This window comes from Streptomyces sp. NPDC053432, from assembly GCF_055585365.1.
The window spans coordinates 22,449-40,478 of the sequence record NZ_JBVJKF010000011.1; the positions used below are offsets into that span (position 1 = coordinate 22,449).

At 71.7% G+C, this 18,030-nt stretch carries 3 protein-coding genes; all 3 read left to right on the forward strand.

The genetic code is table 11. The features are described 5' to 3' along the window. Positions 1–24: 24 nt before the first annotated feature. The 3 genes from ACZ6Y1_RS19410 (at position 25) to ACZ6Y1_RS19420 (ending at position 17,983) form a co-directional block, all read left to right on the forward strand. Complete coding sequence (locus ACZ6Y1_RS19410; RefSeq protein WP_469630778.1) at positions 25–16,044, forward strand: scabin-related ADP-ribosyltransferase; 16,020 nt, start codon at positions 25–27, stop codon at positions 16,042–16,044. A 115-nt stretch (positions 16,045–16,159) separates the two neighbouring features. Continuing rightward, positions 16,160–16,582: a hypothetical protein gene (locus ACZ6Y1_RS19415; protein WP_469630781.1), complete on the forward strand. Its 423-nt coding sequence runs from the start codon at positions 16,160–16,162 to the stop codon at positions 16,580–16,582. A gap of 72 nt (positions 16,583–16,654) precedes the next feature. Further along, positions 16,655–17,983 (forward strand): hypothetical protein, encoded by a 1,329-nt coding sequence (locus ACZ6Y1_RS19420; RefSeq protein WP_469630786.1) that lies wholly within the window; start codon positions 16,655–16,657, stop codon positions 17,981–17,983. Positions 17,984–18,030 lie beyond the last annotated feature (47 nt).

Sequence of the window (18,030 nt, forward strand, 5' to 3'; positions counted from 1 at the left end):
GCCCGACCAGAGGACCACCACGCCATGGCCATCAATCCGCCCGAGGGAATAGCCGACTTCCTCGGATTCGTGTCGGGCATGCCGTGGCCGGAGGCCGACGAGGATCTGATGCGGCGGGTGTCCGAGCACTACGCCTCCATCGCGAAGGACCTTTCGACCCTCTCCGGATACGTCCTCGAACTCATCCCGATCGTCAAGAACGACTTCGAGGGCGAGGCGGCCGACGCGTTCGTCGTCTCGATGAACGACCTGACCGGCCGGACGGCGGGTTCGAACCAGTTGGAGGAGACGGCGGAGCTCGCACTCCAGCTGTCCGAAGTGGCCCTGAAGGTCGCCAATCAGGTCGAGTACACGAAACTCATGGCGATCCTGCAGTTGGTGGAGCTGCTGGCGCAGATCTTCTTCGCCACCCTCTTCTCGCCGTTCACCTTCGGTGCGGTGTGGGGGCCGGTGTCACTGACGTTCGCCGCCACGCGCGAGGGGCTCAAGAACCTCTTCATGTGGCTGCTGACCACCATCCTGAGCCAGACCTTCGTCGGGCTCACCGGCGGCATCTTCCTCGACATGGCGATCCAGCTGTACCAGCTCGGCTCGGGCCACAGCAAGAAGTGGGACACCGAGGCAACGCTCGACTCGATCAAGCAGGGCGCGCTGACCGGACTGGTCGGCGGCCCCCTCGAACTCCTCTTCCACGCCGGTGGCAAGCTGCTAGGCCGGCTCCTGGGCGGCCGAACCCCGGAATCGATCCTCGGCAACAAGGTCAACGACCTTCTCAACAAGGACACCAGCAAGAAACTGGACGACCGCATCGAGGACGTCATCAACGACCCGGCCCCCGGCCCCAACGGGCCGGGGGCCCCCGACCGTACACCGGGCGCGTCCGGTCCGCACAAGAACGAGGGCACGCCGGACCTTCCCCCGGACCTCCCGAGCAACACCCCGGTCAACAAGCTGCCGGATTCCGGACCGGACGCCCCTGCCCCCGCACCCGCCCCCGTGCGTACCGAGTCCCCGCTCGACGTCCTCGCGCCCGCCGCCCCTCCGGTCGCCACCTCGCCGGGGCCCCTGCTGGCCGGCAAGCACGAGCGCCAGGAGTTCGCCAGGGACGTCGGCAGGCTCCTCGGCGGCGTCAGCCGTCAGCTGGAGACGGGCTTCCTGCGCTCCGGCGAAGGCTCCATCGCGGACGCGTTCTCGCGCAAGATGGGCGAGGTCTTCGAGAAACACCTCGCGCACGAGGGCGCGGAGGAAGCGGGCCGGCAGTTCGGCGAGATGCTCACCCAGAAGTGGGTGCGCCTCGGCGCCGACCACACCGGCCTCGTCGACTCCCTGACCAGGGCCCTGGGCCCCCTGGCGGACAACCAGCAGCTGAAGAACCTCGCGGCCGGGATGCCAGAGCTCTTCAACCGGTCCGAGCACGGCAATTTCCTGCGGCGCGTCTTCCTGCAGGAGAACCCGCTGCACGGCAACCGCCTCTACCAGCTGGGCGAGACCATCGGCTCCTGGCTGCACGAAGGCACCCACGAGATGCTCAGCGAGGGCTTCTACAACCTGGCGTTCGGAGACGGATTCTCGATCAGCGGCGGCCCGTTCGCCTCCGGCGTGGCCATGAGCCTCCTGTCCAGCGGCCTGCACAGGATGTTCGAACCGGTCATGATCAGGTACCAGAACTGGGTCCTGAGCCACCAGTACGCCGAGAACCCCGACGACAGCAAGTACTTCGGGCTGTTCCACCCGATCAACATCGCCTCGTTCGTGTCGAACATGACCGGCAATCCCGCGCCCTGGCCGGTGCCCCGCCCCACCTCGCAGTCTCCCGACCCCAGCATCAGCGGCGAGATCAAGTCGATGATCGAATGGGTGTTCTCCAATCCCTTCACGGGCAAGTCCTTCCTCTCCGACGCCGGTGTCCCCTCCGCGGATCAGCACGACAGCGCCCGGAACGTCCCCACCGAGAGCGACGGCGCCGGCACCTTCGAGCTGCCCGTCCTCACTCCCGACCGGCCCTTCTCGACGGAGTTTCTGGACGAGCCGCTGTTCCGGACCGAATCGGACACGGACGCCTTCACCGCCCGCACGGACTCCGTCACCCCCGCGCCCGACACCCCGAGCGACACGGCCACCGCCGGCGCGACCGCGGACCCGGTCGCCGCCGGCCACCAAGCCGCCTCTCCCCGGGCGACCGTCTCGGGCGGCACCGAATTCATCCCGGGCGCCGAAGGCCCGGCGTCCTCCTTCGCCGACGACGTCCTGTCCCACCCGGCCTTCCGCACGCCCGAGGACGCCGACGCCCCGTCCCCGGGCGGGGTCCCCCTCTCCGCGCCCGATCCCGGCCTCCGCCGCGAGGGCCCGGAGGAGACCCCCGACCTCGTCCACCAGACCGCCTCGCACGAGAGCCTCCCGGCCGAGTTCTTCACACAGGACGACACCGGACCGGACGGGTCCAGGCGAGACATGGTCCTGGTCGGCGAGCTCACCGCGGAGCAGACCCAGGCCCTGGCCGCCCTGCCGCCGCGCCCCGGCGTGTTCGTCGTCGGCATGCACACCGGCCCCAACGGAGCCCCCGACGCCGACACCACCCTCAAGGGCCTCACCAAGGCCCACGACGAGGGCAAGCTCGACGGCGTCACCCATCTCCAGTTCACCGCCTGCTCCCTGGCCACCATCAGCGAAGCCACCGTCAAGACGGTCATGACCGGCCTGTGGAAGCACCGCGCCACCACCCGCACCGGCACACCCGGTCCCGACCCCCTCAAGGCCCTCGCCGCCAACGCACCCGTCTGGTACGTCCCCACCGCGAGCACCGGCTCACCCGACACGCCCACCGGCCAACTCGTCACGGCCCTGCGCATCGGCATCACCGCCGACGGCGCACCCACCATCGTCTCCGGCGACACCTCCGCCTGGCACGAGTACACCGACACCGGAGCCCCCGAGCACACGCCCCACACCGCGACGCAGTCCCCCACCCTCCCCGACGGCTTCCTCCACTTCCTCGACGTCCCGGGCACAACCGGACACGGGCAGCACCCCGGCACCGTCGTATTCGGCGAGGGCGACTCCCCGGGCCTTCGCCTCGACCCGGAGTTCGACTGGGACGCGCTCAGCGACACCGACAGCGACGATACTGACGGAGCCGACCGGACACCGGCCGGCGTACGCGTGGATCCCGACTTCGACTGGGACGCGCTCAGCGACACCTCGGAAGAGGAACCGAGCGGCCCGCACACCGCTGCCGCCGCGCTCCCCGTCGACGAGTCCGTCATCGTCCCCCCGCCCATCTGGCGTGCGGACAGCGGCCCCCTGTACCGCGTGGACAGCCGCCGCCCCGAGGAGATCTTCACGAGCGGTTTCGTCCCGCGCGACGCCACCGCCCTCGACCTCTTCCAGTTCGTCAACCTGGGGGCTGACGAAAGCGCCTCATTCGGTTTCGTCAGCACGAGCGCGTCCCTCGACTGGACGATCGGCTGGCGTGCGAGCGGCTACGTCTACGAGATAGACGCCCCCTACGGCATCGACGTTGCCGAGACCTTCGCCAGGTACAGCACTCCGTACGAGTTCGCCGAACAGGAGGAGGTCGCGTTCCCCGGGGGCATCTCCTCCCATCACATCACCGGCGCGTGGCCAGTGATCGCAGCCTCGCGGCCGGGCGATCCCAACACCCTCGGCCAGTGGATTCCCCGTCCCGGCCATCAGGGCGCAGATCAGGCGGACCCTGCCGCCGGACGGCAGGACGGGCTCGGCCACGGGCAGCACATCGACACCGTCCCGTTCGGTACCGAGCCGAGCGAACACGCCGAACCGGAGGGCCCGGCGTCGTACCCACCGCTGCCCCCTACGTTCTCCGACTTCACCGACGAGCTCCAGGACCAGGGGCGCTGGCGGGTCCTCACCGATGCCGCGGGCGAGCGGTTCACCGCGCAGTTCCGGGACGGCAGCCTCCACGGCCGGTACAACGAGGAAGGGCCGTCGGCAGGCGATGTCACCGACTACCAGGGGAACCGGATCAGCGGCGGTGACGGTGCCCCGGGATGGGACTGGTTCGACAGCACGGGGCAGTTGATCGGCTCCTCCCTCGGCTCGTTCGACTCCCTCCCCGAGGCCGCGTCCGGCGCGGGATCCACCACGGCCCCCGCCCATTGGGCCTCGGTCGCGGAGCAGGCGGGACTCGACCTGTCGGCGATACAGCCCCGTCCGATCTGGACCGCCGGCTCCGAGACCCTGTGGCGCAACAGCGACGTGCCGCCGGAGCGGGTCTTCGCCGAGGGGTTCGGCGCCAAGGGCGAGCGCGTGGCCAACCTGCTCTCCTACGTGTCCGAGGATCCGGGCGACACCGTCTACATCAGCGCGACCCGGCTCCCCCACTACGTCGAGCTCACCGCGAATCGGGCCGGAATCCCGCCCGCCGCACTGAAGTACCGCTGGGCCTACGCCCTCGACGTCCCCCACGGCGGGATCGACATCAACGCCACGCTCGACATCGCCTCGCCCTACCCGGATCAGCGGGAGGTCGCCTTCCTCCAGCACGTGGACAGCCGCTTCATCCGGTACGCGCAGCGGATCGACCTCGAGACGGGGAGGCCGACCGGCGAACTCGTCCACAACCCGAACTTTGCCCCCGGGCACGGGGCTGCCCGCCTCGACGGCGCGACGCCGTTCGGCGCGGGCGACGACAACGCCACGTACCGGCCGACCCAGGCGGACCAGGACCACTCCGAGGTCGAGTCCGGCCAGAACGTGCCGGACGGGGGACCCGAAGCGCGGGTCGAGGCGATCGCCGACGCGATCGGCGAAGTCCGCCTGGACAACGGCGTCCGCCACCTCCTGGACCCGCTCATGCCGCCCGATGCCGCGGCCAAGTACCGGGACACCATCGGCCGGTTCCCCCGCGACGACCGCTTCTTCACCATCGCGAGCCACATCGCCGGCGCCGACCGGATGCCCACCTGGAACAACCGGCCCATCACCCCCGCCGATCTCGCCTCGGTTCTGGTCAGGCTGGCCGACAACGGTACGTGGAACACCGACAAGCCGCTCCAGTTCGCCGCCTGCGACCTCGCGCGCGGACTCGACCAGTCCTACGCCGCCGACACCCTGCGGGAACTGCGCAGGCTCCGGCCCGATCTGCCGCTGAACGCCTACGCGCCCCAGGGCACCCTGCTCTTCGTACCCCCCGTCACGGCGCTCTTCACCACCGATGCCGATCCCACCAGCACGGGAGACCTCCTCGCCGCGCACGACCTCACGTGGGCCCCGGACGGCACCCCCCGCTTCCGGCCGGGCAACTGGGTCCACCTCAGCCTTCCGGTGGGCGAGGACAGCGCCGTCACGGCCGACCTCCTCGACGTCCACCTCCCCCCGGACGGCTCGCTGCCCCCCACCGCGCTCCCCGCCCCCCAGTCCTACGAGGACCTCGGCCCCGCCCCGACCGGGCACACCGACGCTCCCGCCTTCGACGGCACCTTCGAACTCGGCGGAAAGGGCCCGCACCGCGCGCTGTACACAGCCCCCGTGTACCAGGACCACGCGCGACGCCTCGAAGACGGCATCGGCCGGCACTTCGAGGACTCCGAGACCGCGAAGGCGGCGGCCCGGTCGGCGCTGGCCAAGCTCGAAACCACGCTGGGCCGGGCATTCGGCGGCCAGGTCGAGCCCGACACCTACCTGCGGGTGTTCTTCCGGCACGGTCCCACCGCCCCCGGCCTGCTCGGCATGCCGAGGCCGGGCGGAGCGCAGGCCCGCCTCGAGACCCTCTTCATGGAGGGCGGTCTCAGCGAGTTGATGACCGCCTTCAACAACGCGGTCACCGCCCAGTCCCCCTGTTCCGTGTCCGCCCTCATCAACCAGACCCTCGCCAAGCCGGACTGGGAACGCGCGGCCCGCGAACTCGACCTGGACGTCGAGGCCCTGCGGACCCACCCCATGGCCGCCTCGTCGGATGAGCACAGGCAGCTCCAGAAGGTGCTGCGCTCGGCCGCGGGCGACTCCGCCAACGACACCGTGCAGGACATGCTCGACGGCCCCGGCATGATCAGGCTGCGCGAGGACTGGCCGGCCCACGTCGGCGAGTACGTCAGCTCGATCCGGGCCGTCCAGGAGCACCCGTCGGGGACGAACGACCCGTCGAACCGGCCCGTACTCGACCCCGATTCTCCATGGGTGCGGGAGATGAAGGACCGCGGCCTCCCCGTCACCGCGGGTGTCTCCGGCACCGCCGCCAAGGCCATGAACGCCTACCGGATCATCGGCGGCACCGACGCCGAAGGCTTCGTGCAGGGTCTGTACGGCTGGCTCCTGCCCACCCGGGAGCACTCCCTCTACGAGATCGTGGCCGGTGTACGCCTGTCGGGCGCCCTCGGCGACAAACCCCTGCACCACTACGCCGGCGGGTCCGAGTTGTACCGGAACATTCCAGCGTTCTCGCTGAACGAGCTCCGCCGCAGCGGACTGGAGCTCCCCCACGAACTGGTGTACTCCGACCACTCCGCTTCGGGGCGGCTGGCCGAGTCCTCCGCCCACCAGATCAACAAGGCCAAGGAACGTTTCGCAGCCTTCGAATCGGCTCGGCTGGAAGACGGCGACGAAGACGTCCGGGCCTGGCTCACCGAGCACGGCATCTCCGCCGATGAAGTTCTGGACAGGCTCTCCCCCGCGCACTTCCTGGCGCTGTCCATCTACACGGGGCCGGGGTACGAACTCCTGAACCCCGTGCTCAAGTACAGCGGGCCCGCCTTGGACATCGCCATGAGGAATCAGATCGGCAGCCTGCTCGAACGGTACTTCGAGGCCCCTTACACCGCACCCAGCCTGTCGCAGACGGTCGTCACCTTCCCCGGCCTGGCCGAAGCGGCGAAAGACCCCGGGAGCAAGACCTCGGCGCTCGTCCCCAAGTTCCGCGACAAGATCCTGAAGGAGCTCCCCCGGATCAAGGACGAGATGGCGCTGCACGCGCACATGCTCGCGGACGCGCTCCGGCAGCTGCCTCCGGCGCTCGGCACTTCCTACCGGGGCCAGCGGTCACTGGGCGCCAACCCCACCGGCATGCTCAGCGGCCTGTCCGAACACGGCCGCGACCACACGACCTTCGATCACTTCGCCAGCTTCTCCAGGGACAAGGACACAGCCATCGGGTTCGCGGAGGGCGGCTCGGCCAACCCGCTCGCGCACCGCATCCTGTGGGAGCTCCAGGCGACCGGGAACAGCGGCGTGGACATCAGCCCGTTCTCGTCCGTCGCCGGAGCGGGTGAGGCCGAGGTCCTCTTCATGCCGGGCACCCGGCTGAAGATCATCTGGCGCGGAATCGATACGAAGTCCGGTCTGCCGCTGCTCCGCGCGGTCGAGGAGAGCCCCGGGCTGCCCTACCTGGGCGAGGACGACGACATCAAGCGCGGCCTGCACACCGGGACGGTCAAGGCCCTGCAGCGGCTGACCGGTTCCCCCGTACGCGTCCCGCGCGACCTCCGCGGCCTGGCGCGGCAGATCGGCCTGCCGACGGACACCTCGACCGGCACCAGGTTCTCCGACTGGCTCAATCCCGGGCCGGGCTCCGATCCCTCCGGTACGCGCCTGTGGCACCTCGCCCACCTCACGGGGGTCGTCTTCGGGAACGGCGAGTCCATCACGATCGACAACCTCAGGGCCGTCCGCGCCCTCGCGGACCTCGTCCGGGTTCAACTGCGCCTGCACCGGACGGAGGAAGTCACCCGGACGCACGTCGAGGAGTTCGTCCGCACCGCGCTGGGCCCCGAGGCCGCCCCCGCCGACCTGCTTCCGCTCGTACGCAGGATCGTCACGTCCACCAAGTGGCTGCACGACAGCGGCGGGGAGCTGAACCAGGCGTGGTTCCGGTCCTTCATGAAGCTGGAGGGTCCGGCCTCCGACACGTCGGGGTCCGCCCCCGAGGGCGTCCAGCAGTTCGGCGGGGCCCAGTCCTCCACCGCGCAGGTGTACACCGACCCCGTCTACCTGTCCGCCTCCGAGGCCTTCGAGGCCCGGTTGGGGGGCTACACCCACAACCTGGGCAGCGCCCGCACCGCCGCACGCCAGACCGTCGCCCGCCTGTACGAGGCCCTGTCGCGGGCCCATCCCGACAGCACCCCCGACGACATCGCCCTGGTCTTCCTGAGGGACGACCCGGCCTCGTCGGGCCAGATCGGCATCGGCCCGGAGGAGCCGTCGCTCCGGTTCTGCGACCTGCTGGAGCACGGCAGCGTCCGGGAGTTGATGAGCGCGTTCTTCGACGCGGCGTACTACAACGACTCCCCGCTGAGCCTGAAGTCGGCGCTCAACGGCATCGTGGAGCGCCGGGACTGGGCCCTGGCCGAGAAGATGGGCCTCGACGTCGACGCGCTGAAGGCGCAGGCCGAGTTCCTCAACAGCCGTACACGTGACCGCCTCCACCGACTGCTTTCGAAGCTGCTGCCGGGCCGGGCCATGTTCGACAAGGACGTGTTCTCCACCGGGAACATCCTGGCCCAGTCGAAGAACCGGTTCGGCCAGGGGCGCGAGTTCACCGCCAGCATCGCCACCCGCACGTGGCGTACGGAGCAGGAGCTGCTCGACGGGGCGGGCCTGAAGACCCCCAGGGAGTACCGCCTGCTCGGAGCCGGACTCAGCTCCCGCGAGCTGGACTTCCTCATGGAGCACCCGGTGGCCCTGGAAGTCCTCGGCCTGGAGAGCAGGGAGATACCCCTCGACCAGGTGCCCCGCGACGGGCAGGGCGAGTTCGACCTCGCGGCGCTGCGCGAGCGGGAGGGCGCCGTCGCGGCGTACGCGGAGCGGAGCGCCGCGCAGGACGGCGGCGGCGAAGGCGGCGAAGGCGGTGACAGCGCCCCGGTCACCGCGGTGCACGTGCTGCTGCAGGGCCCGCAGGTCATCGACCACCCGCGCCTCGCCGACCTCCCGTCCGGTACGGCGGGCCCCGAACTGCCGCTCAGCTGGCAGACCGGGCAGTCGTTGATCACGCTCACGAAGGACAGCAAGTGGTACAAGGACGTCCACGACACCCGCGGTATGCCGGTCATCGCGGGGGTCTCCGCCACGGCCGCCCGGCTGCTCAACGCCTTCGGCCTGCTCAAGGTGACCGGCAGCACCGGCGTCGACATGCTCCACGCCCTGATGGGCTGGATGCTCGTCCCCGGCGACCACTCGGTGTACGAGATCCTCAAGGGCGCCGAAATGGCCGGCGCGCTCCCGCCGCTGCCCGCCGACGCCTTCAGCAGCGCCGACAAGATGTACGCCAACCTGCCGGGCATCGACCTCGCCGAACTCCGCACCCACCTCACCCGGCCCGAGGCCGTCGGCTTCGGAGACGCTGACGGTGACGGTCACGAGGCGGACCGCGCGGAGCCCCTTCAGGTCGGGCCGGTGGAGCGGCCCGTCGCCGCCGAGAGCTGGTCCGGGTGGAAGTGGGCTCCGGGCCGCCAGGACGTGCCGCCGCCCGCGCGGGTGCGTATCGAGCGCTTCGACCCGGCCGCCGATCCGGACCGCGCGGGCCGCTCCGCCGGCACCGCGGACCGCCGCGGCGGTGGCCTCCTCGACGGGCGGGCCACCCTGGTCAGCGCCGATGTGCAGCGTTTCAACGTGCCCGCGCAGGACGGGCGTCCGGGCGGTGCGGTCCGGCTGGTCCAGCTCGACCTGCCGGTGGCCGTCGACGGCTCGTACTCCGCGGACCAGGTGGCGCAGCTGCGCGAGCGGATGCAGGGTCTCCTCGACGCGCACGTGAACCTGGGCTTCCAACTGCCCCGGACCGGGGACCAACTGCACCTGGAGGTCCGGCTCGTCCCGATGCCCGTGCCCCCGGGCGGCGTCAAGGAGCCCGGCTGGATCACCGTCAGCCGGGAGGCCCGGCCCGGCGACCGGTCCGACCAGCTCCACTTCCGCCTGCACGGCGAGGACTCCGACGCGGCCACGTCTGCCCGCGACGACGCCATGCTGCTGCACGAGATGCTGCACTACGCGGGCCTGCCCGGCCGCTACCACGGTGCCGGGTCGCTGTTCCGGCACGGCTCCGACCAGGGGGATGCCTCGGGCGTCGCGGCCCGGCCGGTGCTGCCCGAGGGCGCCTTCCCCCGGGACTACCTCGAAGCCGTCGAGAACGTCATCGAATCCGGCTCGGTGCTCTACGACAACAACGGGCCCGGCACCTGGCACAGGCCGCCGCGCCCGCCCGCCGGGACCGTCCCGGACGGAGACACCGCCGACGGCACCGCCGGCGGCCCGGCCCTGGAGCCCCTGGCGGGCGCCACGCAGTTCGGCGAGGGCCCGACCACGGCGGCGGTGACGGTGACCGCGCCCCACGACGGCCCGGTGGACGTGGTCACCGAGATGACCGAGGCCGTCACCCGCTCCCTCCAGGACAACGGAACCCGCTCCTTCCTCGACCCCGACACCGCCCCCGACCACGCGGCCCGGCTCCGGGACGCCATCGGCCGGTTCCCCCGGGACGACCGGTTCTTCACCCTCGCCGGACACATCGCGGGCACCGACGGGGCCCCCGTGTGGCGCGGCCGGAGGGTCACGTCCGCCGAGCTCGGCCAGGTCCTGGCCAACCTCGCCGGGAACGGGGTCTGGGACACCTCCAAGCCGCTCCAGTTCGCCGCGTGCGGTCTCGGCCGCGGCCTGGACCAGTCCTATGCGGCCGACACGCTCCGCGAACTGCGCGTTCTGCTCCCGGACCTGCCCCTGACCGCCTACGCGCCGCAGTCCACCCTGTGGTTCGTGCCGACGGTCACCGGCTCCTTCACCACCGACCCCACGGGCCCGGGGCACACCGTCGTCGCCCACAAGGTCGGCTGGGACGCCAGCGGCAAGCCGCGGCTGGAGCCCGACCACTGGGTGCGGCTGACCCTGGCCACCGGACCGGACGCCGTCGTGCAGCACACGGTCCTGGGGGGCCACATCCTCCCGGACGGCCCCCTGCCGCCCGCGACCGACCAGGCCCCGCAGGGCTACGCCGTCGCCGGCCCGGCCACCCCGTCGGCCGGAGCCGACCCGCTGGACCCGCTCACCGCGACCGGCGCCATCGACCTCGGCGCACCCGACTCCCTCCGCAGCCTCTTCGAGCACCCCGGCTACCGGGCCCACGCCGAGGCCTTCGAGGAGCGGATCGGAATCATCCTGGCCCAGGACGAGAACGCCCGGGTGACGGCCCGCACGTCCCTGCTGAAGCTCGAGGACGTCCTGCGGAAGGCCTACGCCACCCCGGAGCAGCCCGACGCCCACCTGCTGGAGTTCTTCAGCGACGACGTCGCCGCCGGCCAGATCGGCGTGCCGGAGGTGGGCGAGGCCCTGGAGCGGTTCCGGGAGCTCATCCGAAGCGGCAACCTCCGCGAGCTGATGGCCGCCTTCCACAACGCGGCCACCTCGCAGTCCCTGCATTCCTTCGGGGCTCTCACCCACGACATCGCCACCCGTGGGGACGTGAACCGGGCCGAGGAGCTGGGTCTGGACGCAGAGGTGCTCACCGCCCACCCGGAGGCCACCAAGGAGAGGTTCGAGGAACTCCGTACGGCGCTGCGCACGGCCACGAACCAGCGCCTCGCCGCCGACACCATCGAGAAGGACATGACCAAGGGCGTGGGCATGTTCATGCAGACGGATGAGTGGCAGGCGCACACCGGCGAGTACGTCAGCTCCGTCATGGCCCGCATGCACCGGCCGGAGGGCTCCGCGCACCCGTCCCCCGGGCCGCGGACCCCCCGGGAGTTCATCGAGAAGGGCATCCATCTCAGCGCTCGCGAACTGGCTCGGATCCACTCGACGGGCACGGCCGAGGGCGACGACGTCCCCACCCCCTGGAAGGCCGTCTCCGACCGGTTCGTCCTCTCCCCCGACTCCGCCTGGGTCAAGCAGATGAACTCCAGGGGCATCCCGGTGTCCACGGGCATCTCCGGGGCCGCCGCCAAGTCCATGGCCGCCCATCTGCTCCTCGGCGGCAGCACGCCGGCGTCCTTCGCCCAGTGCCTGTACGGCTGGCTGCTGCCCACGAAGGAGCACACCCTCTACGAGGTCGCGGCCGGCATCCGCCTCGCCGGCGGGCTCGGCGACAAGCGGCAGGCCGCGTACCCCGACGCGGCCGCCTTCTACCGGGACATTCCCGGCGTTCCCTTCAGTGAGCTGCGCCGGATCGAGCTGGCCCTGCCGCACGAGACGGTGTACTCCGAGCTCCTCCGTCAGGGCGCGCTCAAGGAGGCCAACCCGGACATGTGCCAAGCGGCCCAGACGAACATGGACAACTTCGGTGTCGCCGGCGCCGGCCCCGGCCGCGCCCCCGTCCAGGACAAGTGGCTGCGGGACCACGGGTGGCACGCCGAAACCGTACTGGCCGTGCTGTCGCCGGCCCACTTCCACGCACTGGCCATCTACACCGGTCCGGCGTACATGCTGATCAACCCTCTGCTGCGGTTCAGCGGCATGGTCCTGGACACCACCTTGCAGCACATGGTGCGCAAGATGATCGACAACTACATCGTCCAAGCGGTCAAGCACGCGAAGGGCGACGCCGAGCTCCCGGACGAGATGCCGGCCATCCTGACCAGTATTCCCGACATCATGGACCTGGACCTGATGCGCACCGAGAGGACCGCCACCCTCCAGGCGAGGTTCCGCGCCGAGGCCGCCAAGCTCCTTCCGCAGATCAAGACGGAGATGGCGCAGCACGCCCACCTGGTGGCGGACGCCCTGCGGATGATGCCGCCGGCCCTCGGCACGCTGTACCGCGGCGGCCGGTCGCTCGGTGCCGACCCCACCGGCATGCTGAGCTTCCTGTCCGAGATCAACGCGGACGACATGGTCTCCGACAAGTTCAGCAGTTTCAGCACCTCCCTCGCCACGGCCGTCTCGTTCGCCAACCGCACCCAGGCCAACGCCCTGTCCCACCGGGTCCTGTGGGTGCTCGAGGCGACGGGCCACAAGGGCGTCGACATCAGCGCGTTCTCCTGCCAGGAGCACGAGGCGGAGGTGCTGTTCCCGCCCGGCACCCGCATGCGCATCACCAAGCGCACGGACGTGAGCACTGAGGGCGCCGCCTATGGTGACCTGGCCCCCGGTTCCAAGATCCTCATCGCCCAGGAGCAGCCGCCCGGGCTGACCTACCTCGACGAAGGCGACCCGGTCCGGCGCCGCTACACGCACACCCGGGTCACCCAGGCCCTGGAGCAGCTGACGGGCACCCAGGTCCGCACCCCGCGCGACCTGCGCCGCCTCGCCCAGGAGACCGGCCTGCCCGCGGACAACTCGATGACGGCCCGGGTCACCGACTGGCTCTCCCCCGGCCTGGGCACCGACAGCTCGGGCACCCGGCTCTGGCACCTCGCCCACCTCACCTACCAAGCCCACGGCGACAACCCGGCGCACATCACACGCGAGAACCTCATGGCCGTCCGCGGTGTGGCCGACGCCCTGCGCGGACACCTGCGGCTCGGCCTTCACGAGGAGGTGAGCCTCACGCACCTGGAGGACTTCGTCCGCGCCGAGAACGGCATGGACGACGGGTCCCCCGTACGGCTGGACCAGCTCCAGGAGGTGATCCAGGCAGCTCGGCTGCTGCAGGACAACGGCGACGAGGTGAACCTCGCGTCACTGCGCCGGGCGCTGGCGCCGCAGGACGCGGACCGCGGCCCCGCGAGCCTCCCGGAGATCGTCTCCTCCGTCACCAACCAGCCCTGGACCAACCAGTACCTCACCCCGCTGCCGCTCACCCCGCTGCCCCTGTCCGCGCAGGCGACGACCCCGCACACACCGTCCACGGGGACGCCGGACTCGACCGGGGCCGGGACCGGGGCCAGCTACTTCTCGGCCGTGCCCGGCCACACGTCCTGGGCCGGCCAGTCCTCGACGCTCAGCGGCTTCCTCCAGGACGAGGCCAACCCCTGGGCCGACATCGACCTCACCGACGACACCTCCTTCCACCAGCTGGGTGGCAACCAGTCGTCCCTCCGAAGCACCGTGTACTCCCACCCCAAGTACCAGTCCGCCGCCGAGACGTTCGAGACCAGGCTCGGTGCCTACGCCCACAACCTGTCCGGCGCCCGGGACACCGCACGGCAGACGGTGGCGCGGATGTTCGACGCGCTGATCGAGGCCCACCCGGACGCGAGCGACGCCGATATCGCGCGGGTGTTCCTGCGCGACGACCCCGTCTCGGCGGGACAGATCGGCGTCAGCCGGGACCCACTCGAGCAGTTCAGCACCCTGCTGGCGGACGGCAACACCCGGGAGCTGATGACCGCCTTCTTCAACGCGGCCTACTTCAACGACTCCCCGCTGGGCCTCAAGTCGGCGCTCAACGACATCGTGGAGCGCCGGGACTGGGCCCTCGCCGAGAAGATGCGCCTGAATGTCGACGCGCTGAAGCGGCAGGCGGAGTTCCTCAACGGGCAGACGCGCGCGAACCTCCACGGAACCTTCGCGAAGCTCCTTCCCGGCCGGGCCATGTTCGACAAGGACGTGTTCGCCACCGGCGGTATCCTGGCCCAGTCCGGCAACTGGCTGTCCCGGGGAGTTGAGTTCACCTCCAGTATCGCCTCCCGCAAGGCCCGTCCCGACAGCGAACGGGACGCGTACACGGCCGCGCAGACGTCCAAGGAGTACCGCGAGCTCGGGGCCGGTCTCAGCACGCGCGAGCTGGAGTACCTCCAGCAGCACCCGCTGGCCCTGTCGATGCTCGGAATGCGTACGAAGGAGGTTCCGCTCGCGGAGGTGCCCCGTGACAGACAGGGCGCCGTCGACCTCGCGGCACTGCGCGCCCGCGACGGCGTCATCGACGCGTACACCGAGGAGGTGCCCGAGTCGGACGCTCCCGGAAGCGGCACGGTCACCAGGGTGAGCGTCCTCGTCGAGGGACCGGGGACGATCGAGAACCCCCGGCTGTCCGACCTCCCCGCGGGCGCCGAGGGGCCGGAGCTGCCGCTGAGCTGGCAGTCCGGGCGGTCCCTGAACAAGCTGAAGCAGGACAGCGGCTGGTACAAGGACATCCACACCAACCGCGGCATGCCCGTCATCGCCGGTGTCTCCGCCACGGCGGCGCGCATGTTCAACGCGTTCAACCTGCTCGCCGTCCCGGAGACGGACAACACCGGGATGCTGCACGCGCTGATGGGCTGGATGCTCATCCCGGGCGACCACTCGGTGTACGAGATCCTCAAGGGCGCCGAGATGGCGGGGGCCCTGCCGCCGATGCCGCCCGGCGCCTTCGACGACGCCGGCACGATGTACGCCAATCTGCCGGGCATCAGCATGACCGAGCTCCGTGCCTACGCCACCCCCGACGGCCTGCTGCCGCACGAGCAGGCGGCGCTCGGCTTCCCCCAGCAGGCCGCGGCGGCCGAACGGCGCCACCGCCGGCTCGCGGACGCGCTGCGCACCGTCCTCGGTCTGGCGGACGGGGAAACCCCGGAGCTGGCGCATCTCGACGCGGCCGTCCTCAAGGTCTCCGGGCGGCCGGAGGGAACGCAGGTCAGGGGCTTCGAGCGGATCCGCTTCATCAGCCTGGTCGACGGGATGGGCGAAGCCGGCCTGGAGGTCGGCACCGAGTCCCTGAGCGCTTCCTGGCTCAGCCCCGCAGCCGCCCCTCCGGGCGCGTCCGGCGGCAGCGTCCGCCCCCTCGCCGAAGCGGCGCCGTTCGGGCCGCACCTCGACGGCGCGGTGCCCTTCGGCGCCGCGACCCAGCCCGGTCCCACCGGGTCCGCGTCCGAGCCCGAGCCCGGCGGGTCCTCCTCCGCACCGGCCCAGGCCGGCCCCTCGGGCGCGGCGCCGCGGCCCGTCGCCGACCCCACACCGAAGGTGCCCCGGCACGTCGCGGACGGGGCGCTCGGTGACGGGTACGTGGCCTCCGTACGGGACTGGGCGGACGCCGACAGCCGGCAGCGGCTGGCCTCCACCACGGCGGAGGTCAAGGCCGACGGCGGCCTGATCGGCGTGATGCACGACTCGAACGCGACCGCGCCGAAGGAGAAGCACCCCCGCCTGTCCGACCCGGAGGGTCCGGGTGACGCCACGGGGCAGGGAGCCCCTCTCGCGCTGCCGGTCATCGACTGGACGGCGTGAGAACCGTTCCCGGCGGTCCGCGCGTTCACCTGGGCGGGCGGACCGCCGGCCCGTCCGCACGCACCGCTGCACCCCGCCCCGCCGACCCGCCCCGCCTCGATGACAGGAATTGCCCATGGCCGACTCCGAGTTCCGGCTCGCCGCCGTGTTCGACCACGTCCATCCGCAGAGCGGGCCGGGCTTCGACCCCGACCATGCGACGGTGGAGGACCCGGAGCTGCTCGGCCGGCTGGTCGAGCGCCTGAACGCGGGCACGCCCGTCCTGATGACCCCGATGCTGATGGACGACGTACTGGACCCCGACCGGCGTTCGGAGGTCCCGATGAACTTCCGGACGGACGGCAGCTGGGTGTGGACGGACACCGTCACCTACTACCTGGAGCAGTACGGGCTCGCCCCGGAGCCCGGCCTGCTCGCGCACCTGAACCGCCCGCGGTACGAGAACCCCGCGCCGCTCGACCGGGCGGCCGTCGAGCGGGCCGTCGCCTTCGTGCTCACCCCGGTGCCGGAGGACGAGCCGGTCCATTACCTCGCCTGACCCGGCCCGGCGAACCTCCAACGGACGGCGGTGCGTTCACGGTGTGTGTCGCGACGACCGAGGGGAACCACAGTGGACGACAACGAAGAGCGGCGACGGGCCGCCGGGCAGGCCGAGCAGAGATCGATAAGCCTCCCGGCAGTCGCATGGCAGGCCGCCGACGACGGCCCGGAGCCGGGCCCTGCCGGCCCGGACCTGCCTGCGGGCCCGATGGCCGCCTCGGTCGTACCGGTCCGAGGTGCCGTCCCGGCGGTCCCCGGCGCCCCGGAAGCCGGCACCGACACCGACACCGACACCGGCATCAGCCCTGACTCCGGCGCCGACCCGGAATCCGGCACCGAGTCCGGTGACGGGAACGGCACCGAGGCGGCCGCCGAGGGGGAAAGCCGCCCCGAGGCCGCCCCCGTCGCCGCCCGGGCCGCGCGCCGGGGCCCGAGCCGGGGCGGCCGGATACCGAAGCCGGTGGTCGCGGCGGCGGCCACCTCGGGCGTCGTACTCATGGGGCTGCCGCTGCTGCTCTCCCAGCTGGGTGGCGGCTCCGACCCCGGTCCCGCACCGAACCGCCCCCCGGGCTACAACCAGCCGGACGGCGGCCCCGAGGGCTTCGTCCCGGGCGCCGACTCCCCCGACCGGAGGTCCCTGCCGCCCGGCAGCACCGTTCCGGGGGCCGCGGCGGTCCTGGGCGGCGGCGACGGCAGCAGCGCGGTCGGCGTGTCCGACAGCCGGGCGAACGGCGAGGGCAGGGCCGAGGGCGCCGGCACGGACCCGGCGACGGGCTCCGGTCCCCAGCCCGCCGGCGGCGCCGGGGCGGCGGTGAGCTCGCCCGGCACACCCGGCGTCAGCCCCGAACAGCCCCCGGCCACACCACCCCAGCAGCCGAAGCCGTCGCCGCCCGGCGCGAAGGAGTACTCCGCGATCGCCGGCCCCGGCTGCGCCGGCAGTGGCGCCGCCTTCGACTGGATCCCGGCGCCCAAGGACGGCTGGAAGGGCTACGACGTCGGCGGATACGGCAGCGGCGGCTGCAACGGGGACTTCTACGCGATGCCGATGTCCGGGAGCACCAGCCAGGACGCCGGCAACAAGGTGCTGTGGACCTTCCGTACCGGCACCGTCACCACCGGCACCTGCCAGGTGTACGTCCACATCCCCAACAACGGGGACCTCAGGGCCGTGGGCGGCAGGGCGTCGTACTACAGCGTGCACGCCGGCTCCACGGGCGGCGATCCCTTCCTTGGCTCGTTCACGGTCAACCAGCCCACCCAGTTGGGCCGCTGGGTCAGCGGCGGCAGCTTCCGTATCACCGGCGGCCGGCTCGCCGTGAAGCTCCACGACCGCGGCACCGGCGCGTCGGGCGCCCGGCACGCGGCCGAGGCCCTCCGCGTGCAGTGCACCGGCTCCTGAACGCCGGGCAGCGGGGTTCCGTCCCCGCTCCCGGATCCCCGGATCGA